16 protein-coding genes are annotated in these 20,635 nt (G+C 66.6%); 10 read left to right on the top strand and 6 right to left on the bottom strand.

The genetic code is table 11. The features are described 5' to 3' along the window. Window positions 1-16: 16 nt before the first annotated feature. The 9 genes from rimP to dusA all read left to right on the top strand — a co-directional run bounded on the left by rimP (window position 17) and on the right by dusA (window position 11,747). Window positions 17-580: a ribosome maturation factor RimP gene (rimP, locus tag AAW51_RS15020; protein ID WP_238947602.1), complete on the top strand. Its 564-nt coding sequence runs from the start codon at window positions 17-19 to the stop codon at window positions 578-580. Beyond that, window positions 577-2,055: a transcription termination factor NusA gene (nusA, locus tag AAW51_RS15015; RefSeq protein ID WP_047195253.1), complete on the top strand. Its 1,479-nt coding sequence runs from the start codon at window positions 577-579 to the stop codon at window positions 2,053-2,055. The genes rimP and nusA overlap by 4 nt, the downstream gene beginning before the upstream one ends. 65 nt (window positions 2,056-2,120) lie before the next feature. Next, window positions 2,121-5,084 (top strand): translation initiation factor IF-2, encoded by a 2,964-nt coding sequence (gene infB / locus AAW51_RS15010; protein WP_047195252.1) that lies wholly within the window; start codon window positions 2,121-2,123, stop codon window positions 5,082-5,084. Window positions 5,085-5,175: 91 nt separating this feature from the next. Next, window positions 5,176-5,541: a 30S ribosome-binding factor RbfA gene (rbfA, locus tag AAW51_RS15005; protein ID WP_047195251.1), complete on the top strand. Its 366-nt coding sequence runs from the start codon at window positions 5,176-5,178 to the stop codon at window positions 5,539-5,541. 11 nt (window positions 5,542-5,552) lie between these two features. After that, window positions 5,553-6,518, top strand: a complete 966-nt coding sequence (truB, locus tag AAW51_RS15000; RefSeq protein WP_047195250.1) for a tRNA pseudouridine(55) synthase TruB — start codon at window positions 5,553-5,555, stop codon at window positions 6,516-6,518. 34 nt (window positions 6,519-6,552) lie between these two features. After that, the gene (gene typA / locus AAW51_RS14995; RefSeq protein WP_047195249.1) at window positions 6,553-8,382 is read left to right on the top strand and encodes a translational GTPase TypA; all 1,830 of its coding nucleotides are present in this window, start codon (window positions 6,553-6,555) and stop codon (window positions 8,380-8,382) included. A gap of 10 nt (window positions 8,383-8,392) precedes the next feature. Next, window positions 8,393-9,286, top strand: a complete 894-nt coding sequence (locus tag AAW51_RS14990; protein WP_047195248.1) for a DMT family transporter — start codon at window positions 8,393-8,395, stop codon at window positions 9,284-9,286. A 72-nt stretch (window positions 9,287-9,358) separates the two neighbouring features. Next, complete coding sequence (locus AAW51_RS14985; protein ID WP_047195247.1) at window positions 9,359-10,471, top strand: enoyl-CoA hydratase/isomerase family protein; 1,113 nt, start codon at window positions 9,359-9,361, stop codon at window positions 10,469-10,471. A gap of 247 nt (window positions 10,472-10,718) precedes the next feature. After that, window positions 10,719-11,747, top strand: a complete 1,029-nt coding sequence (gene dusA, locus AAW51_RS14980) for a tRNA dihydrouridine(20/20a) synthase DusA (protein WP_047195246.1) — start codon at window positions 10,719-10,721, stop codon at window positions 11,745-11,747. 70 nt (window positions 11,748-11,817) lie between these two features. Here the strand turns inward: dusA and AAW51_RS14975 are convergent, their stop codons facing one another. Continuing rightward, the gene (locus tag AAW51_RS14975; RefSeq protein WP_157359905.1) at window positions 11,818-13,011 is read right to left on the bottom strand and encodes a hypothetical protein; all 1,194 of its coding nucleotides are present in this window, start codon (window positions 13,009-13,011) and stop codon (window positions 11,818-11,820) included. 660 nt (window positions 13,012-13,671) lie between these two features. Here AAW51_RS14975 and AAW51_RS14970 point away from each other — a divergent pair. Beyond that, window positions 13,672-14,982, top strand: coding sequence for a peroxidase family protein (locus AAW51_RS14970; RefSeq protein ID WP_169788034.1), 1,311 nt, complete (start codon window positions 13,672-13,674; stop codon window positions 14,980-14,982). Window positions 14,983-15,129: 147 nt separating this feature from the next. Here the strand turns inward: AAW51_RS14970 and AAW51_RS14965 are convergent, their stop codons facing one another. The 5 genes from AAW51_RS14965 to AAW51_RS14945 are packed head-to-tail and all read right to left on the bottom strand — an operon-like array spanning window position 15,130 to window position 20,635. Next, complete coding sequence (locus AAW51_RS14965) at window positions 15,130-16,380, bottom strand: TIGR02270 family protein (protein ID WP_047195244.1); 1,251 nt, start codon at window positions 16,378-16,380, stop codon at window positions 15,130-15,132. Window positions 16,381-16,393: 13 nt separating this feature from the next. Further along, complete coding sequence (locus tag AAW51_RS14960; RefSeq protein ID WP_053013593.1) at window positions 16,394-17,293, bottom strand: hypothetical protein; 900 nt, start codon at window positions 17,291-17,293, stop codon at window positions 16,394-16,396. Between the two features lie 20 nt (window positions 17,294-17,313). Next, the gene (locus AAW51_RS14955; RefSeq protein WP_047195243.1) at window positions 17,314-18,498 is read right to left on the bottom strand and encodes a PAAR-like domain-containing protein; all 1,185 of its coding nucleotides are present in this window, start codon (window positions 18,496-18,498) and stop codon (window positions 17,314-17,316) included. Next, window positions 18,498-19,526 carry a 3-oxoacyl-ACP synthase gene (locus AAW51_RS14950; protein ID WP_047195242.1) on the bottom strand — a complete coding sequence of 343 codons (1,029 nt, stop codon included), beginning with the start codon at window positions 19,524-19,526 and terminating at the stop codon, window positions 18,498-18,500. Before AAW51_RS14950 ends, AAW51_RS14955 begins: the two co-directional genes overlap by 1 nt. Beyond that, on the bottom strand, window positions 19,523-20,635 hold the full coding sequence (locus AAW51_RS14945) for a DUF2169 family type VI secretion system accessory protein (RefSeq protein WP_047195241.1): 1,113 nt from the start codon (window positions 20,633-20,635) through the stop codon (window positions 19,523-19,525). Before AAW51_RS14945 ends, AAW51_RS14950 begins: the two co-directional genes overlap by 4 nt.

The raw sequence follows: 20,635 nt of genomic DNA, 5'->3' as shown, positions 1-20,635 counted from the left end.
GGCATTAGGCACGGAGTTGAACACGGCAGTGGTGCAGCAGGTTGGGTGGCAGGTATTGGTCGAGAGCACGGTGGCGGGCTTGGGTTACGAGCTCGTCGACACTGAGCGCAGCCCGCGCGGTCTGCTGCGCGTTTTTATCGATCGCGTCCCGGGCGACCCGAGCGGCGAGTTCATCACGGTCGACGACTGCGAGAAGGTCACGCGGCAGCTCCAGTACGCACTGGAAGTCGAAGGTGTGCCCTACGAGCGTCTCGAAGTGTCCTCCCCCGGTCTGGACCGCCCGCTGCGCAAGCTGGCCGACTACCAGCGTTTTGCCGGGCACGAAGTCGACATCACCCTGAAGCTGGCATTCCAGAACCGCAAGAAATATCGCGGTGTGCTGGAGGCCGAGGGAGATGGCTGGCGTCTCGTGTTCAACGACGGCAAGGAAGATCAAGCTTTGAACTTTTCGCTCGACGAAGTGCGTGAGGCGCGGTTGGTGCCGGTGGTCGACTTCAAGGGTCGACGCCGCAACCAGCCGGCCGCCGGTGACGCTGCGCCCGAGACGAACGCACAAGAAGACGGAGGTCAGGAATCATGAACCGCGAACTGTTGATGCTGGTCGACGCGATTTCCCGCGAAAAGAGCGTGGACCGCGAGGTGGTGTTTGGCGCCGTTGAAGCAGCGCTGGCCTCCGCGACCAAGAAGCTGTACGAAGGGGAAGTCGACATTCGCGTGTCGGTGGACCGCAACACCGGCGAATACGAGACCTTCCGTCGCTGGCACGTGGTGCCGGACGAAGCCGGCCTGCAGCTGCCCGATGCCGAGATCCTGCTGTTCGAAGCCAAAGAACAGATCGGCGACATCGAGGTCGACGACTACATCGAGGAGCCGGTCGAGTCGGTGCCGATCGGTCGTATCGGCGCGCAGGCCGCCAAGCAGGTGATCCTGCAGAAAATCCGCGATGCCGAGCGCGAGCAGCTGCTCAACGATTTCCTGTCGCGCGGCGACAAGATCTTCGTCGGCACCGTCAAACGCATGGACAAAGGCGATTTGATCGTCGAGTCCGGGCGTGTCGAGGGCCGTCTGAAGCGCAGCGAGATGATCCCGAAGGAAAACCTGCGCAGTGGCGACCGCGTCCGCGCGGTGATCGCCGAGGTCGACCCGACCGCTCGCGGCCCGCAGATCATGCTGTCGCGCAGCGCCCCGGCCTTCATGATCGAGCTGTTCGGCCAGGAAGTGCCCGAGATCGAGCAAGGCCTGCTGGAGATCAAGAGCTGCGCACGTGACCCCGGCTCGCGCGCCAAGATCGCCGTGCTGTCCCATGACAAGCGCGTCGACCCGATCGGCACGTGTGTCGGTGTGCGCGGCTCGCGTGTCAACGCCGTCACCAACGAGCTGGCCGGCGAACGCGTCGACATCGTGCTGTGGTCGGAAGACCCGGCGCAGTTCGTGATCGGCGCGCTGGCGCCGGCCAATGTGGTGTCGATCGTCGTGGACGAAGAGCGTCACGCGATGGACGTCGTCGTCGACGAAGAAAACCTGGCAATCGCGATCGGCCGCGGCGGGCAGAATGTGCGCCTTGCGTCCGAGCTGACCGGCTGGCGCATCAACATCATGACCGCCGAGGAATCGCAGGCCAAACAGGCCGAGGAAACCACGGCGATCCGGGCGTTGTTCATGGACAAGCTCGATGTCGACGAGGAAGTTGCCGACATCCTGATCGAGGAAGGCTTCACCAGCCTCGAGGAAGTGGCCTACGTGCCACTGCAGGAGATGCTGGAGATCGAATCCTTCGACGAGGACACCGTCAACGAGCTGCGCACCCGTGCCAAGGATGTGCTGTTGACGATGGAGATTGCCAAGGAAGAGAAGGTCGAAGAGGTGTCGCAGGACCTGCGCGATCTCGACGGGCTTTCCGGCGAACTGATCGCCAAGCTGGCCGACGCGGGCATCCACACCCGTGACGACCTGGCCGATCTGGCCGTGGACGAGCTGACCGAGATCACCGGCGTGGACGAGGCACAGGCCAAGGGCCTGATCATGAAGGCACGTGAACACTGGTTCACCGCCTGACGCCGCACCCCGCCGCACTGACCGAACCAGCACACACTGCACTCGCCGCCCCAAGGACACACACAATGGCCGTTACCACAGTCGCACAGTTCGCCTCCGAACTGAATCGCCCCGCGACGGCGCTGCTTGACCAGCTGAAAGCCGCCGGGGTGACGAAGGGATCGCCGGAGGACTCCCTGACCGAGGCAGACAAGGAACGTCTGCTCGACTATCTCCGCTCGTCGCACGGCACCGCCGGCAGCGAGCGCAAGAAAATCACCTTGACGAAGAAGTCGACCACCGAGATCAAACAGGCCGATTCGTCCGGCAAGGCGCGCACCATCCAGGTGGAAGTGCGCAAGAAGCGCGTGTTCGTGAAGCGCGACGAGACGCCGGCGAGCGTGGCTGAAGAGGCCGCCGCACCGGCAGCCGCTGCGGTGGACGAGTCCGAGTTGATTCGCCGCGAGGAAGAGGCCAACCGCCAGGCCGAGTTGCTGCGCCGCCAGGAAGAAGAACTGGCCGAGCAGCGCCGCCAGCGCGAAGAGGAAGAGCGCCGCCGCCGCGAAGAAGCCGAGGCGGCCGAAGCGCGCGCGCGCGAAGAGGCCGAGAAGGCCGCCGCTGAAGCGGCTGCGCGTGCTGCCGAGGCTCAGCGTGCGGCAGCGGCGGCAGCCGCTGTCACCGTCGGTGCCGAGGCCCAAGAAGCATCCCGCGCTGCACCGGCTCCCGCGCCGGCGCCGGTGCAACCGCCGGCCGCAGCTGCGGCCCCTGCTGCCGCGCCTGCAGCCCCGGCCGAAACGCCGCGGCCGGGCGTGCGTGTCATCAAGGCCGCCGAAGTCGAGGCCGAGGAGAAACAACGTTTGATGGACCTTGAAAAGCGCCGCAAGGCTGCTGAAGCCGAAGCGGCGGCGATCCGCGCGATGATGGCGGCCCCCCGCAAGGTGCTGACCGCCAAGAAGCCCGAGGAAGAAAAGCCGAAGGTCGACCCGAGCAAGGAAGGCATCAAGGGCACGATCCACAAGCCCAAGGCCGTCCCCGGCGCTCCGGGCGCTGCGCCTGCAGCCGCGGCGCCGGGCAGCACCACGGCCAAGCCGGGCGACAAGAAATCGGTCAAGTCCGAGAAGCTGTCGTCGAGCTGGGCCGACGATGCCGCCAAGAAGCGTGCGCTCAAGACCCGTGGCGATTCGTCGGGCGGCGCACGTCCGGGCTGGCGTGCGCCGGCCGGGGCACGCGGCGGTCGCCGTGGCGATCGCGGTGCGGGCAACGGCTCCAACTTCATCGCGCCGACCGAGGCCCAGATCCATGAAGTGCATGTGCCGGAGACGATCAGCGTCGCCGACCTGGCGCACAAGATGTCGGTCAAGGCCTCCGAGGTCATCAAGCAGTTGATGAAGCTGGGCCAGATGGTCACCATCAACCAGCAGCTCGACCAGGAAACCGCGATGATCGTGGTCGAGGAGATGGGCCACAAGGCGTTTGCCGCCAAGCTCGACGACCCCGAGGCCTTCCTCGAGGAAGACGTCGCGACGGCCGGCGCCGAGGTGCTGCCGCGTGCGCCGGTGGTGACCGTGATGGGTCACGTCGACCACGGCAAGACCTCGCTGCTCGACTACATCCGGCGCAGCCGCGTGGCGGCCGGTGAAGCGGGCGGCATCACGCAGCACATCGGCGCTTACCACGTCGACACGCCGCGCGGCATGATCACCTTCCTCGACACCCCGGGTCACGAGGCCTTCACGGCCATGCGTGCGCGCGGTGCCAAGGCGACCGACATCGTCATCCTGGTGGTGGCCGCCGACGACGGCGTGATGCCGCAGACCAAGGAAGCGATCCACCATGCCAAGGCGGCGGGCGTGCCCATCGTCGTGGCGGTGAACAAGATCGACAAGCCCGAAGCCAACCTCGAACGTGTCAAGTCCGAGCTGGTGGCCGAGCAGGTGGTGCCTGAAGAATTCGGCGGCGACTCGCCGTTCTGCCCGGTGTCGGCCAAGACCGGCCAGGGTGTCGACGAGCTGCTCGAGAACGTGCTGCTGCAGGCCGAGGTGCTGGAACTGACCGCGGCCAAGGAATCGCCGGCCAAGGGCCTGGTGATCGAAGCCCAGCTGGACAAGGGCCGCGGCCCAGTGGCCACGGTGCTGGTGCAGTCGGGCACGCTCAAGCGCGGCGACGTCGTGCTGGCGGGTTCGAGCTATGGCCGCGTGCGCGCCATGCTGGACGAAACCGGCAAGCCGACGCAGGAAGCGGGTCCGTCGATCCCGGTCGAAATCCAGGGCCTCACCGAGGTGCCGCAGGCCGGCGACGAATTCATGGTGCTGGCCGACGAGCGCCGGGCCCGTGAAATCGCCACCTTCCGCCAGGGCAAGTACCGCGACGTCAAGCTGGCACGCCAGCAGGCCGCCAAGCTCGAGAACATGTTCGAGCAGATGGGCCAGGGCGGGTCGCAGACGCTGGCACTGATCATCAAGGCCGACGTGCAGGGTTCGCAGGAAGCGCTGGCCGCTTCGCTGCTGAAGCTGTCGACGGAAGAGGTGAAGGTGCAGATCGTGCACGCGGCGGTGGGCGGTATCAGCGAGAGCGACGTCAACCTCGCGATCGCGTCCAAGGCGGTCATCATCGGCTTCAACACGCGCGCCGACGCCGGTGCGCGCAAGCTGGCCGAGAACAACGGCGTGGACATCCGCTACTACAACATCATCTACGACGCGGTCGACGAGATCCGCGCGGCGATGTCCGGCATGTTGGCACCGGAACAGAAGGAAGAGGTCATCGGCGTCGCCGAGATCCGCCAGGTGTTCCGCTCGTCCAAGGTCGGTGCGATCGCCGGCTGTATGGTGCTGTCGGGCATCGTCCGCCGCAACGCGCGTCTGCGTCTGCTGCGCGACAACGTGGTGGTGTTCACCGGCGAGCTCGATTCGCTCAAGCGCTTCAAGGACGATGTCCGCGAAGTCAAAGAGGGCTTCGAGTGTGGTTTGAACATCAAGAACTACAACGACATTGCCGAAGGCGATCAGTTGGAGTTCTTCGAGATCAAGGAAGTGGCGCGCACGCTGTAAGGCGGACCCGGCTGCTCCTGCAAGCCCCGCCGATCGAAAGATGGCGGGGTTTGTGTTTGGAGGGAGCGGCCGGCGGCACAGGAGTCTCACGATGCGACACAAGCGAGCTATCCCGAACCGCAGCTACCGCGTGGCCGACCAGATCCAGCGCGACGTGGCTGAACTGATCCGCGACCTGAAAGATCCGCGCATCGGCATGGTGACGATCAACGCGGTCGAGGTCACGCCTGACTACGCCCATGCCAAGGTGTTTTTCTCGCTGCTGGTGGGCGACCCGGAAGCATGCGAGGAGGCCCTGAACGAGGCGGCCGGATTCTTGCGCAACGGCTTGTTCAAGCGGCTGCAGATCCACACGGTGCCGACGCTGCATTTCAGTTTCGACCGCACCACCGAGCGTGCGGCCGACATGAATGCGCTGATCAATCAGGCCAACGCGAACCGGGCCAAGGACGACTGAGGACGCTGCCCGTGCAAGCCGAAGCCAGTTCTTCTCCCGTCGCGCGCCCCCGGGTGCCGCGCCGTGCGGTGCACGGCGTGCTGCTGCTCGACAAGCCGCTGGGCCTGAGCAGCAACGACGCCCTGCAGAAGGTCAAGCGTTTGTTCCGCGCCGAGAAGGCCGGCCACACCGGCACGCTCGACCCGCTGGCCACCGGCTTGCTGCCGCTGTGTTTCGGTGCTGCCACCAAGTTTTCCCAGATCAGCCTGGAGGCCGACAAGACCTACCGGGCGACTTTGAAGCTTGGCGTGCGCACGACCACCGGCGACGCCGAAGGTGAGGTGCTCGAAGAGCGCCCGGTCGACGTGACGCCGCAGCACCTGCTGCAGGCCTGCATGCGCTTCATGGGGCCGATCCAGCAGGTGCCGCCGATGTATTCGGCGCTCAAGCGCGACGGCAAGGCCTTGTATGAATACGCCCGGGCCGGCATCGAGGTGGAGCGCGAGCCGCGCCAGGTGGTGATCCACTGGATCGAGCTGTTGCGCTGGCAAGAAGGTGCGCTCGAGATCGAGGTGCGCTGCAGCAAGGGCACCTATATCCGCACGCTGGCCGAGGACATCGGCGAAGCGCTCGGTTGCGGCGCCCACCTGACGGCGCTGCGCCGCACCGGCAGCGGTCCGCTGACGCTGGAGGGCGCCTACACGCTGGCGCAGCTCGAAGCGATGAGCGAGGCCGAGCGTGACGCAGTGCTCCAACCGGTCGACGCTTTGTTGAACGACTGGCCGGTGCTGCGACTCGAAGCGGAAGACGCCGGTCGCTTCCTGAGCGGCATGCGGCGACGCACCGCCCACCCCGACGCGCCCCAGTTGCGCGTCTACGGCCCGCAGGCCGGTGCCTTTTTGGGCAGCGGCAGCGTCAAGGCCGGTGAATTGATATCCCTGCGGTTGTTGAGCCCGCTGGAGGTCCAAGGCCTCCTGAACGCTCAAGCATCACAGTGACTCGTCGATACGAGCACGTCTTCAAGAGCGAACTATGAGCAAGCAAATCCGCAACATCGCCATCATCGCCCACGTCGACCATGGCAAGACGACGCTGGTGGATCAGTTGTTGCGTCAATCGGGCACCTTCCGCGAGAACCAGCAGGTCAGCGAACGTGTGATGGACAGCAACGACCTCGAACGCGAGCGTGGCATCACCATCCTGGCCAAAAACTGCGCCGTCAGCTGGCAGGGCACCCACATCAACATCGTCGACACCCCGGGGCACGCCGACTTCGGTGGCGAAGTGGAGCGCGCCTTGTCGATGGTCGACGGTGTCGTGCTGCTGATCGACGCCCAGGAAGGCCCGATGCCGCAGACCCGCTTCGTGACCAAGAAGGCGCTGGCGCTGGGCCTGAAGCCCATCGTCGTCGTCAACAAGGTCGACAAGCCGGGCGCACGCCCCGACTACGTGATCAACGCCGCGTTCGAGCTGTTCGACAAGCTCGGCGCCAACGACGAGCAGCTCGACTTCCCGGTCGTCTACGCCTCCGGCCTCAACGGTTGGGCCTCACTGAAGGAAGGCGTGTCCGGCGAGCGCTGGGGTGAGGACATGGGCCCGCTGTTCGACACCGTGCTCCGCCATGTGCAGCCCCACGAGGGCGACCCTGCGGCGCCGCTGCAACTGCAGATCTCGTCGCTCGACTATTCCACCTACGTCGGCCGTATCGGTGTCGGCCGCGTCAACGCCGGCACCATCAAGCCGTCGATGGACGTGCTGGTGATGGAAGGGCCGGACGGCAAGACCTACAAGGGCCGCATCAACCAGGTGCTGAAGTTCGAAGGCCTCGAGCGCAAGCAGGCCGATTCGGCCGGCCCCGGCGACATCGTGCTGATCAACGGCATCGAGGACATCGGCATCGGCGTGACGGTGACCGACCCGCTCAACCCGCAGCCGCTGCCGATGTTGAAGGTCGACGAGCCGACGCTGACGATGAACTTCTGCGTCAACACCTCGCCGTTGGCCGGCCGCGAAGGCAAGTTCGTCACCAGCCGCCAACTGTGGGACCGGCTGCAGAAGGAACTGCAGTCCAACGTGGCGTTGCGCGTGCGCGAAACGCCCGAGGACGGCATTTTCGAAGTGTCGGGCCGGGGTGAACTGCACCTGACCATCCTGCTCGAGAACATGCGCCGTGAAGGCTACGAGCTGGCCGTGTCGAAGCCGCGCGTGGTGTTCCACGACGTCGACGGCGAGCGCCACGAGCCGATCGAGATGGTCACCGCCGACGTCGAAGAGCAGCACCAGGGCGGCGTGATGCAGGCGCTGGGCCTGCGCAAGGCCGAGCTGGTCAACATGGAGCCGGACGGCATGGGCCGCGTGCGCCTCGAATACCGCATTCCGGCGCGCGGCCTGATCGGCTTCCAGAACGAGTTCCTGAACCTGACGCGTGGCACCGGCCTGATCAGCAACATCTTCGACGGCTACGAGGCCTACAAGGGCGAGATCGAAGGCCGCAAGAACGGCGTGCTGATCAGCCAGGACGACGGCGAGATCGTGACCTACGCGCTCGGCAAGCTGGACGACCGCGGCCGCATGTTCGTCAAGGCCGGCGACCCGGTCTACGAAGGCATGGTCGTCGGCATCCACAGCCGCGAGAACGACCTGGTGGTCAACGCCGTGCGTCAGAAGCAGCTGACCAACTTCCGCGTTTCGGGCAAGGAAGACGCGATCAAGATCACGCCGCCGATCGAGCTGACGCTGGAGTACGCGGTCGAGTTCATCGAAGACGACGAACTGGTCGAGATCACGCCCAAGTCCATCCGTTTGCGCAAGCGTTTCCTGAAGGAGCACGAGCGCAAGCGTGCCTCGCGCGACGGCGCCTGATCGGTCCGTCATGCGCCTGAGCCACGGGCAGGCGGCGTGGGCCATGGTCGGCGTCACGCTGCTATGGAGCATTGCCGGCGTCGTGACCCGCCACCTCGAAGCCGCGCGCGCCTTCGAGGTGACCTTCTGGCGCAGCTGCTTCAACGCCGCCTTCTTGCTGTTGGTGCTGACGGCCTGGCGCGGGCGCGGGCTGTGGCAGCGAGTCGCACAAGGCGGCTGGCCGCTGTGGATGTCGGGCCTGATGTGGGCCGTGATGTACACCTGCTTCATGGTGGCGCTGACGCTGACCACGGTGGCCAACGTGCTGGTCACGATGGCGCTGTCGCCGTTGCTCACCGCGTTGATTGCCCGCTTTACGCTGGGCCAGCGGCTGCCGGTGCGCACCTGGGCTGCCATTCTGGTCGCGGGGGTCGGCATCGGCTGGATGTATGGGCAGCAGATCGCCGGCGGCGATGCACGCCATCTGCTCGGCACGCTGGTCGCCCTGGCCGTCCCGCTCGCGTCGGCCATCAACTGGACGGTGATCCAGCGCGGCAGCCGCACCTCGGTCGACGGTGGGGAAGGGCAGGACATGCTGCCGGCGGTGCTGATCGGCGCGTTGCTGTCGTCGCTCGTGTCGCTGCCGCTCGCGTGGCCGCTGCAAGCCTCGGCCTACGACCTGTCGCTGCTCGCCGGCCTCGGCGTGTTCCAGCTCGCCATCCCGTGTTTGCTGGCGGTGGGGATCGCCCGCGTGCTGCCGGCACCCGAGGTCGCGCTGCTGGCACTGCTCGAAGTGGTGTTCGGCGTCGCGTGGGCCTGGCTCGGGGCCAACGAGGCGCCATCGCTCGCCGTGCTCGGCGGCGGTGCGCTGGTGCTGCTCTCGCTGGTCGGCAACGAAGTGCTCGGCCTGCGCAAGCGCCTCTGAGACCTCGCTCGGGAGACAGCGCTGCGGCGCCGTCGCTGGCATCATGACACCCGGAAGAACTCCGGAGACAACATGAACCATTTGCCATTGCCCCACTCGGACGGCCTGGTGCTGGCCCATACCGCCGGCGACCTCGGCTTCATCACGCTGAACCGCCCGCAGGCGCTGCATGCCCTGTCGCTCGCGATGATCCGCGACCTGACCGAGGCGCTGCTGACCTGGCGCGACGATCCGGCGGTGAAGGCAGTGGTCGTGCGCGGCGCCACGCAAGAAGGCAAGGGCGTCGCCTTTTGCGCCGGCGGCGACATCCGCTTCTTCCACACCGCGGCCCTGGCAGGCAACCCCCAGCTGGACGACTTCTTCACCGAGGAATACAGCCTCAACCACCTGATCCACGTCTACCCCAAGCCCTACATCGCACTGATGGACGGCGTCGTGATGGGCGGCGGCATGGGCATCAGCCAGGGAGCCACGTTGCGGGTGGTGACCGAGCGGACCAAGATGGCGATGCCGGAGACCAACATCGGGCTGTTCCCCGACGTCGGCGGCGGCTATTTCTTGTCGCGCTGCCCCGGCCATGTCGGCGAGTTTCTCGCACTGACGGGGCAGGTGATCGGCGCCGGCGATGCGATCGCCTGGGGCCTGGCCGACACCTATCTGGACAGCGGCGACCTGCCGGCCCTGCTGGAGTCCTTGGCCGACCAGCCGTGCGAGAACGGCGAGCAGGCCATGGCCGCAGTGCGCGCGCGATGCAAGGCAGCCCCGCCGCTGGCCTGGGCCGAGCGGCGTGACGCGATCGACCGCCACTTCTCGGGCGCGGACGTCGCCGGCATCCTCGTCTCGCTCAACCGCGCGACGGAAAGCTGGGCGGCCGAACTGCCCGCCGTTTTGCGCAAGCGTTCGCCGCTGATGATGGCCGTGACGCTCGAGCAGATCCGCCGTGCCCGTGAGATGAGTTTGGCCGACGACCTGCGCATGGAGCGCGACCTGGTGCGCCATTGTTTCGCGCTGCGTTCCGGCACGGCCAGCGAGACCGTGGAAGGCGTCCGTGCGTTGGCAGTCGACAAGGACCAGAACCCGCGCTGGAACCCGGCGACGGTGGAGGCTGTCACGCCCGAGATGGTGCAGGATTTCTTCCGCAGCCCGTGGCCGGCGTTTGCGCATCCGTTGCGGCATTTGGCGTGACGGGCCGCGGAGCTTCATCCCTCGATCCCTGATGAACACCACCCCGCCAGCCGGTCGGCTCGGGGCGCCTTCCCGTCTTGCCCGAACCATCGAGTGGAGGACAGAGCGCTGCGCTGGTCGCGGGCTTCGTGCAAAGTCCTCGTATCGCGTCAACTCGCTCGTCTGTCTTTTGTTCAGAAGGGCCCAACCCATTTTTGGGCACTGCGAATGGTTGAAAATGCAGTCTGCCCCGTAGTCGCTTCACAAAATGACAGACGCCAAGTGCTCGACCCGTGAGGAAGCCAGTCCCTGGCGGCTCAGCGTCGCACCGATGATGGCATGGACCGACCTCCATTGCCGCTATTTCCACCGCCTGCTGACCCGGCACACCCGCCTCTACACCGAGATGGTGACCACCGGCGCGCTGCTGCACGGCGACGTGCCGCGCCATCTCGACTTCAACCCCGAAGAGCATCCCCTCGCACTGCAACTCGGCGGCAGCGAGCCGGCCGACCTGGAGGCCTGTGCGAAGCTGGCGCAGCAATGGGGCTATGACGAGGTCAACCTGAACTGCGGTTGTCCCAGCGAGCGGGTGCAGCGCGGCGCGTTCGGCGCCTGTCTGATGGCCGAGCCGCAGCTGGTGGCTGACTGCGTGAAGGCGATGCGCGACGCGGTCGACATCCCCGTGACCGTGAAGCACCGCATCGGCATCGACAAGGTCGAGCGCTACGAGTTCGTGCGCGATTTTGTCGGCACCCTGGCCGAAGCGGGCTGCGAAGTGTTCATCGTGCATGCCCGCAATGCCTGGCTGCAGGGCTTGAGCCCGAAGGAAAACCGCGAGGTGCCGCCGCTGCGGTACGAGTTGGTGCACCGCTTGAAGCGCGAGTTTCCCGGCCTGACCGTCGGACTCAACGGCGGCGTCACGACCACCGCGCAGGTGCTGGAGCAACTGCAGGGCGGGCTGGACGGCGTGATGGTCGGGCGCGAGGCGTACCACAACCCCTACGTGATGGCGACCTGGGACGCCGAGGTCTACGGCGACACCGATGCGGCAGCGCCGACGCGCGAGGCGGTGGAGGCCGAGATGGTGCGCTACTGCGAGCGGCAGGCGACGTTGGGCGTGCCGTGGGCCCATGTGATGCGGCACGTGCTCGGGCTGTACAACGGACTGCCCGGCGCCCGCCGATGGCGGCAGGTGTGGTCGGACCATCGGCTCAAAAGCCTGCCGGCGGCCGAGGTCAGCCGTCTGGCGCAAGCGGCACGGCTCGGGCAAGAAGCTGCTGCGCCAACGGCCTGACGTTGGCGCTTCTGTCAGCGACGCGCAGCCAGGGGTGTCGTCGCTGAAGTGCACCTGTGCAGCAGTTCTCTCAGATCTGCGCCGCATACCGTCGCGCGGGCACCCCACAACCGACCGTCGTGACCCATCGCAGTGGGATCAGCATCGCGGCGGCGACCAGCATGTTCAGCGACAGGACGTTATCGAGCCGCGGATAGGCGAGGGCGTGCGTCACGTGATACAGGCCGATCAGCCCGACGACACCGGCCGCAAACGAGATCGCGTGCGCGCGTCCGTTCCACGGCAGATGGTTCGGGCCCGCCGCGCCCAAAGGATTCGGTCCGGCGGCGAAGACGAGCAAGACGACGATCAGCGGGGCATGGCCGACCGCGTCCAGCATACCCACCAGCGGGATGGCGCCGATCAAGAGCGCCAGCAGCGCCACCGCCGCCACCCGGGCCGACAGTCGCCCGAAGACGATCAGAAAGGCCAGGCTGAACTCGACGAAGCCGGCGGCCATCACGACGAATCGGGGGTCGAGGCCCATCGTGATGTTGGCAAGGTCGCGGGCGAGGATGTCATAGGTCCACGACGGGTAGACCCACTTCTCGACGCTCACCCACATCAGGCTGAAGCCGGTCAACACGCGCAGCAAGGTGAAGCCGAGCGAGGGCCGCACCTGTCCTTCGCTGACACTGATGGCCAGGAATGACGCCACGCCGATGAAGTAGAGATAGTCGAGCATGTGGAACCAGCCATACAGCGCCACCGCGTTGCCATACAGCAGCAAGATGCCGGCTGCTGCCAACGGCACCGTGTGTCGTGACAGCACCGCGGCGGCGATCGCCAGTTGCACCAGCGGCACCCAGGTCGCCTTCGTCCACAGCTCGGGCGTGAGGATGAAAGGGCGCTCGTCGCGATACAGGAACACGCTGAGGAAGTAGATGCCGACGCCGACCCGCAGCAGCAGTGCCGCTCGGTCTGCCCGCCGATGCTCCAGCACGGACGGCGATCGGTGAAGGTAGGGGTACCGTTCGGCCGCCAACTTGTCGACACGGCAGACCCCGGCCATCACCGCGAGCGCAGCGATGAACAAGGCGACGAACATCGGCGACGCCAGGATGCTGCCGATGTTCAGCGGGGTCGACGTGCAGTTGACCACCTTGGAGAACCACTTCACGTGAGCGTATGCCCCCGTGCAGTTCAGCAAGAGGGCGGTCGCGGCGACGCAGGCCACAGCAACGCGTTCGCGGGGAGAGGCGCTTCTACTCTTCATGATGCACACCGGATCTCGAAAGGGTTGGTGGGTTGCAGATCGAGGCGACCAGGGAGGCCGCCATCCGTCGCCCACGATCCCGCCGTGTCTCGCACCTAACGAGACACGCGCCGTGAGCTGCCTTGAAGATAGTCGCGGCCCTTCGGCTCCGACAGCGCCGGCAACACTTGCTCACGGGAAGGGTAAACACGAACGTTGTGTCACTCGCTGCTCGATCATGAACAGGTGCAATGTGATCGCGTTCGCACCCGGAGGAGGGACGGTCCTCTGCGTGCGATCGATGCGCAAAGCATGGAGCGAGTGCAACTACACACATCGCGTATGAGTCGATCGAACGACTGAACCGGGACGACACCATCGTTCCGATGCGCATCGATTCGAGGGCCCCCTTGACCGCGGGGACAGGGTGGATTTTCCGGAAGCTCAGCCTAAGGTAGATGCACCTGCACCGAATGTCGAACCAGTGCAGGACTTGGTTTGAATGTTCGATGCATCACGGCACAAGAGATGCCGTTCAAGGAGGAACCCTTCATGTTCAAGCTCAAACCTTGTGTGCCCCAAGCGGGCACACTCACGCTGGTCGCACTCGCCACGGCGCTACTGAGTGCCTGTGGCGGAGGCGACTCTGGTCAAGCTACACATCGTGGGGCTGTCGCAAGTCGCGCCGAGGTGGCCCCCGTCGCGGCGCCACAACTGGCCAAGCCCAAGCCCGGCACCTTCGGCCATCTGTTCAACCTGCCGCCATTCAGCCCACCGAGCGCCGCGCTGGTGGATCTCGGCTCGCCGGCAGGTCCGATGTTCGACCTCAACGCGCCCGAGAACAACAACCCGAACCGAGAGCCGGCAGGCTTCACCTACCTGGGCCAGTTCATCGACCACGACATGACGTTGGACCGGCGGCCCTTGCAGGACGCGCCGGTGCCACTGAGCGAGTTGGAGAACAGCCGCGAGCCCAACTTGAATCTCGACTCGGTTTATGGCGGCGGCCCGGTGGCCAACCCCGAGCTCTATGACGCGCAAGGACGTATCCGCCTGAGTGCGGACGGCCGCGACCTGCAGCGCAGGCCGGATGGATCGGCGGTGCTGTTCGAAGGGCGCAACGACGAGAACATGGTGGTGGCCCAGGTGCACGTGGCCATCGCGCGGTTCCACAACGCCATGATCGACCGGGGCATGAACTTCGCGCAAGCGCGTCAGGCCACCATCCTCCACTACCAGTGGGTGATCCTGCACGACTTCCTGCCCCGCTTCGTCGGCCAGGCGAACGTGACGGCCGCCGTGAAAGGCGAGCTGGGCATCTACGACGTCGACAACCCCAACAAGAAGGTGATGCCGGTCGAGTACAGCGTCGCGGCCTATCGTTTCGGTCACTCGATGGTGCGTCGGGCTTATGCGCTCGGCGCGGCCCAGGCCGCGTTCGTGCAGGTGTTCAGCCCGGATGGCAACGACCTGCGGGGCGGGCGCCCGATTCCCGCGGCCAACATCATCCAGTGGTCGAACTTCTTCGACATTCCCGGCACGTCCAATCCGCAGCCGCCGGTCAACGTGTCACGCAAGGTGGACACCTTGCTGTCGTCGGGTCTGTTCACTCTGCCTCCGATTGCGATCCCGTCCGGCGGTGCAGCCGTTCTGGCACAGCGCAACTTGATCCGCGGCAAGAGCTACGGCCTCCCAAGCGGCCAGGCGGTGGCACGTGAGCTCGGCCTAACGCCCCTCAGCAACGACCAGATCGGCCTCACCGATCCTCGCTTCGGCGGCGAGGCGCCGCTGTGGTACTACGTGCTGGCGGAAGCCCAGGTGACGCAGAACGGCGCACGCCTCGGGCCGATGGGGGCGGCCATCGTGGCGGACGTGACGGTCGGCCTGCTGAAGAAAGACAAGACCGGCTTGCTGCACGGCGACAACAAGGCGTTCAAGCCGATCACGGGGCCCGGGTTCCGGATGGGTGACTTCCTGAAGATCGCCGGCGTGGCGTCGTAAGGTCCGGTCGGCGCGTTCGACAGCGGCACCTCGGGTCTGAGCGAGACCCGGGGTGCCTTGCAAAGGTTCGCAAGTGCCGGCGCTGTCGCTGGCCAGGCGCGGCACGCGCTAGATGCGGGAGCGGCCTGCCATCGCGGCGGGCTGTCGCTACAGGGCCGCGAGCAGGCGTTGCTGGCGGCGGGCGGGGGCCGACGTGTTGAACAGGGCGGTGCCGGGTTCGATCAGACACCGATGCTGTGCGGCGGCGATGCGCTGCCGCTGGAAGCCGGTCTTCAGCACGTCCAGGCAGTGCGAAGACGTGGGCGGCTTGCCGATGAAGGTCGGCGCGTTGCACAGCGTTTGCTGGCCTTTGGTTTGCCACCAGGCGTTCAACTTGTCGGCGTCCGGCCAGGCCAGGCCGTCGTCTTCGTCCAGTGCCACGTCGGTGTCGTCGGGCTCGTCGTTCGGGCCGGTAGCAAGGTTCTCGGGTGGAGGGGTGTCGAAGTCCAACGCGGCGAGGTCCAGGCCGGTCAGCGTACAGAACGCCTCACCGCACAATCGTGCAAGGCGCGGGTCCTGCATCTGCTCGAGGAGCCAAGGGGCGTAGTGCACATCTCCAGACGTGGCAATGGCATCGACCAGCACGCGCGGGTGCGCGCCGGACTCGGTCAGTCGGGTCAACAGTGCGCGCGCATGGTCCGGCGCCACTGCCTTCAGCAGCACACGCAAGGCCGGCCGTTGACGCGGCCCAGGAGACAAAGCGGAGCCTTCCAACGCGGTGACCGCCGCGCGGCGGTCGCCGAGGAGTAGCGCCGACCGGGCGGCCTGAAAGCGACAGCCGTCGTGGGGGTCGGCGAGCGCGAGGAGGCAGCGCTCCCGCAGGTCGACCCGCCCCAGCTCGCCCGCGATCCGCAGCGCTTGCGCCCTCAGGCTCGCGTTGGGGTCGGTCAGCGCCGCTTCCATCGGCGCACCGGGGTCCACCCGGTGCAAGGCGCAGGCGACCAGCCCCAGATGACGTTGGAACGGGTGGCTCGAGGCCAGCAGCGAGGCGGCGATGTCGCGCAGCTGAAAAGCCGATACCCAACCGAAGGCGCCCGCCAATCCCGCCCGGGCCGCTGCTTCCGTCTCCACGACGGCGAGCAACTTCTGCAGCGCGCCATGATGCTGTTCGGTCAGCGCTGTGGCGGTGGCGACGAACATCTCGCCGGAGCCGGGGCGCTCGAGGGCGCGCAGCGCCAGGCGGCTGCCCAGGTCGCCGGCCACCTTCAATCCGTCCAGGTGTGCCGCCAGGCGCTCGTCCAGCCGGGCCAAATGGTGCAGCTTGACATGGGGGGCCTGGATCAGCGCCGAGCGGGCGTTGAACAACGCAACGGCGTCTTCGGCGTGCTGCTCGACCACCAACACAATCGGCGAACTCACGGCTGTCGCTCCGTCATGCCGAAAGCTCCGTCCATGTCGTGCCGTCGAACGCCGAGATGGAGCGCAATCCGACCGACCACAACCAGGCGCCGCGCGAACTCAGGTGGTAGCAGCTGGGCAGGCCGATCTCGCCCATGTCGAGGCGCTGCAACTCGCGGCCGTCGTAGGCATACACCGAACGGAGGCTGCTGAGCAGCAACCGGTCGCCGTACCATGCGGCGCCCCAGAAGTCTTCCTTCGGCCCCTCGAACTCGAGTTGTTCCCACCTCGATTCGCGGCCTCGCAGCAAAGTCCCGCGTTGTCCGACGGCGTACACCTGCCCATCGGGGGCGCAACAGACGTCGGCCAGCACGAAGTTGGTGGGCGAGGCGATGCGCTCCCAGTGCGAGGGACGGCCGCGCCAGATCTCGCCTTTCCAGCCCACCGCGTAGAGGTCGTCGCGGGCAAAGCCGTCGATCGATTGCAGCCCGACCACACCTTCGGCGGCCGAGGTCCGCCGTAGCCCTTCGTCCTGCCGCTCCCACACGCCCGTCGCGTGGCGCAGGTAGAGTTGACGCCGCATCCCGACCGCATAGACGCCGCCGTCGATGTTCCTGACGCGGCTCATCAGGCCGGTGGTCGCCGGGCCTTCTTCCGGCGTGTCAACCGACTCTTGCGTGGCACTGCCGGGCGTGAGCGCCAGTGCCTGGCCCCGGGGGCCGAGGACCACCCAGCCGAAGTCGGTGTCGCAGACGCTCACGGCCGCCCAATCCACACGTGTCCGGTAGCGCCATTGCTTGGTGTCCCATTCGATCAAATGCGCATGCTGCACGCGCTCTTCGGCGTACTCCTCCTCGATGCAGACCACCATACCCTGGCCGGCCGCATTGACGGCGCCTGTGATGTGCACGTAGCGGGTGTCGTCGAGGTTCATCGCCTGTCGCTCCTTGCAGTTCACACTTCCACGGCGCGGATCGGCTGGCCGGGCGCCATGCCGCACGTTTTCTCGTGGTAGTTCTTCAACTGGGCCTCGATGCAGCCCGGGTCACAGCCGCTGTCGGGGAACACGGTCACCACCGCTTGCGCGCCATTGCTCTGGGCCCGTCCGAGCGTGACGGTCTTTTCCGACAAGAACGACGAGCCGCACAGGGCCAGCGGGCCCGCCGGGCTGTCGTTGGTCAAGTCATTCTGCGCCTCGTGCATCAGCTTGTGGCTGGCCTGGTGTTGGCTTTCGCCTTCGACACAGATGCAGGGCGCCTTGTTCGCGTCGTACTTTTCCGTGCCGGCGATCGACCGGCCCTGGTATTTGAAGCCACCCTCCTCGAGGTCCTTCCAGGTTTTCCCGCCGCGACCCTGGTCGTGGAACGCGCCCGCCTCGACGAGGTGGTGGGGGGTCTGGCCGGGGCAGCACTTCTTCGGGCTGTACGGCGACAACAGACACCGCAGTTTTTTCTGACAAGGATCGGCGCTGACGGCGGCCGAGAAGGTGTCCATCTCGGTGTTCCACGCCGTCTTGGCCGCTTCATGGGCGAGCACTGCGGGGCTGCCCTTCGGTTTGCCCTTGGCCGCCGTGCCCAGCGCGTCCTTGCGTGTCTTCGCGTCTGCCACCGCCTTGTTGTCCGGGCATTTCGCCTTCTCGTCCGGCGGCTCGCAGGCGTCCTTCACGTTCTGGCGTTCGGTTTCGCAGCCCGGGATGTTGGCCATCGCCATCCGGTCCAGGTAGATCTGCGGCCCGGTGTTGCCGGTGGACCCGTGGTTGTGCGTGGTCATGTCCATGTTGCGGACCACGTTCTCGCCTTCCACCTTCACGTCCATGGACCAGGCGATGAAATACACCTTGCCCATGTTCTTGCTGGTGATCACCCCCTTCTTCGGCGCGCAACCCGCTTCGTCGCCCATGCTCCTCTTGAAGTACGACTTGTTCTTCAGCATCACCTCTCGACCCGAGATCTTGACCGTGCTCGAGCCATCGGTGCAATCCGAGGCCATGCCGGTGTTCGGGTAGGGGATGGGAACGCCGGGCGGTGTGGCGGGGGTTTGGGGCGGTGTGAAGCACACGTCGGGAAAGGCGCAAATCGACTTGCCGTCGGCGGCCTTGCACGACACCTCCATGTTGTTGGCAAAAACTTCGTTCGCCACTAGGTGCTCCTGAAGTGAAGGGCGAGGGCCGCGCGCTGGCCGCCGTCGTTCGCCATGTGGGCCAGGATCGCCGGGCCGCGCGTGTAGCCCTTGCGGCCCGCGGCGTCGGCCAAGGCGATGACGGCCGCGCCGGCCAGCGCGCCCGCCTCGCCGGTGCATTCGGCCGGATGCCACAGGTCGAACTCTTCCTTGCGGCGCCGCAAGGTGCGCGCCAGTGCCAGTGCCGCCTCCTTGAAGTAGTACTGCTCGCCCGAGAGGTCGGTGATGCGGTAGTCGATGTCGTGCATCTCGCAACCGGCCTCGGCGAGCGCGTGCTTGACGGCCTGCGTCAGCCCCTCGGCCCGCAACGGTTCTTCGGAGTCGATGTGGGCGTCCTCCACCGCGAAGCCGAGTCCTTGGCAGTGCAGCTCAAAGGATGATCCGCTGGGCTGGCCGACCAGCAGGGCACCGGCGCCTTCGCCCGGGAGGAACCCATTCGAGTTGGTCGCCGTCAGCAAACGCCGTCGCTGGTCGTAATGAGAGAGCGTGGGCCAGCTGAGCAGGCTGTCGGCTGCAGCGATCAGGACGTAGGGCACACGTTGCTGGTAGATCAAGGCGCGGGCCTGCGACAGCGCGACAGCGACCGCCACCCGTCCGTGCGGCACGACGGCCGAGCGTGCGTCGAAGCACTGACCGAGTTCACGCTCGATGTCGCGCGGCAGCGTGTCGTCCAGTCCATCCGTGCGCCCGGGGCGCTCCTTCTCGGCCACGCACAAGAGCAGCGGGATGTTCGGCCAGTCGACGGCGGGCACGTCGCTCAAGGCCTCGCGTATCGCCATCGCCGCCATCTTGGCAAGCTTGGCCCGGCCCAGCCACGGCTGCTCGAGCGGCACCTGGTGGGCCATGATCCACTCGCCGCGCGAGTCGATGAAGCGGGTTTCGCTCGGGTTGGTGAGCTTGCAGCGCATTGCAGCGCAAGCCGACGCGGCTTCGAGGCCGACCGCGGTCACGAGCCCGGTGCGGTGAAAGGCGAGGGGGTAGGTGCTCATGCAGGGCTCGCGGGCGCCGCCTCCGCCGGCGGCATGGGCACCATGACGACGGGAATCGGGAAGCTCAGTTCATCACGGCGTTGCCACCATTCGCGGCCCTTTTTGCCGACCAGCACCTGTGCAATCTCGAACAGGTTCTTCTTCAAGGGGCGCGTCACCCGCCAGCTCATCGTGAAGCGCCCCTGGTCGGGTTCGAAGCAGATGGTGTCCAGCGCCGCGTTCAGGTTCTCGCGTTCACCGTGGCGGGGGAAGATGTGCACGGGCGCCTCGAAGTGCGGCAGCAGAAACCGACGGTGGCCGTCGTCCGTCAGGTTCAAGAGCACCACTTCGTGCGCAGCCCTGGGCACCTCGATCTGCTGGTCCGGCGGCGCCGCCTGGTAGTAGCGTTCGTCGAAGTCGGGCGGCAGGAAGGGGAAGTGGTCGTCGAGCCATTGCTGGTCATAGGTGCCCGCCCACTGGCGCCTCGGCTCCCAGCCGCGGCCGACGGGGCCGAAGGCCATCGGGCGGTAGTCGCCATCGGGCTGGCGCACCTCCTGGCCGATCTCCTCCGTATTGGGCAGCGGCCGGCCGTCCACCCATTCGCTCTTGAAGTGCTTGCGGAAGCCGCGCCCAGCCGGGTTGAGCGCATAGGCGTCGTGTTTCGCCGGGTCCTCGTGTTCCTGGTCCACGCCGCCGTAGGCGACGTCATACGAAATCGAGCATCGGGTGAACGGCGTCGGCGGGGTGGACCCGATGCCGCTCAGCCCGGTCTCCCAGCGACGGTTGCCGACCACCGAAAAGGTCTTGCGCAGCGGCCCGACCTGCAGGCCCACGCCGACCCGCTCGACCGGGCGCCCTTGCGGCGCGTAGGCGCTGCCTTGCAGCAGGATGTCGCAGCGGTGTTTGCGGGGGGCGAAGTCGATCTCGAAATACGGCGCCGAGTAGCCGGGCTCACCGGTGAAGGTGTCGGCCATCACCAGCGGCAGCTGCTCGTCGTGCAGCTGCACCGGCTCGCCGGTGGCCGGCAGCCGGAAGGTGCCCTTGATGACGATCACCAGCAGCTCGCGCCCGCTCGGCTCCAGGCCCAGCGTGTGGCCCACTTCCATGCGCGTGGCGTTGACGAGTTCCAT

Source organism: Caldimonas brevitalea (genome assembly GCF_001017435.1).
In the GTDB taxonomy this organism is placed as follows: domain Bacteria; phylum Pseudomonadota; class Gammaproteobacteria; order Burkholderiales; family Burkholderiaceae_C; genus Caldimonas; species Caldimonas brevitalea.
The sequence above is the reverse complement of the archived record's forward strand: the minus strand, read 5'-3'. Positions and strand labels throughout refer to the sequence as shown.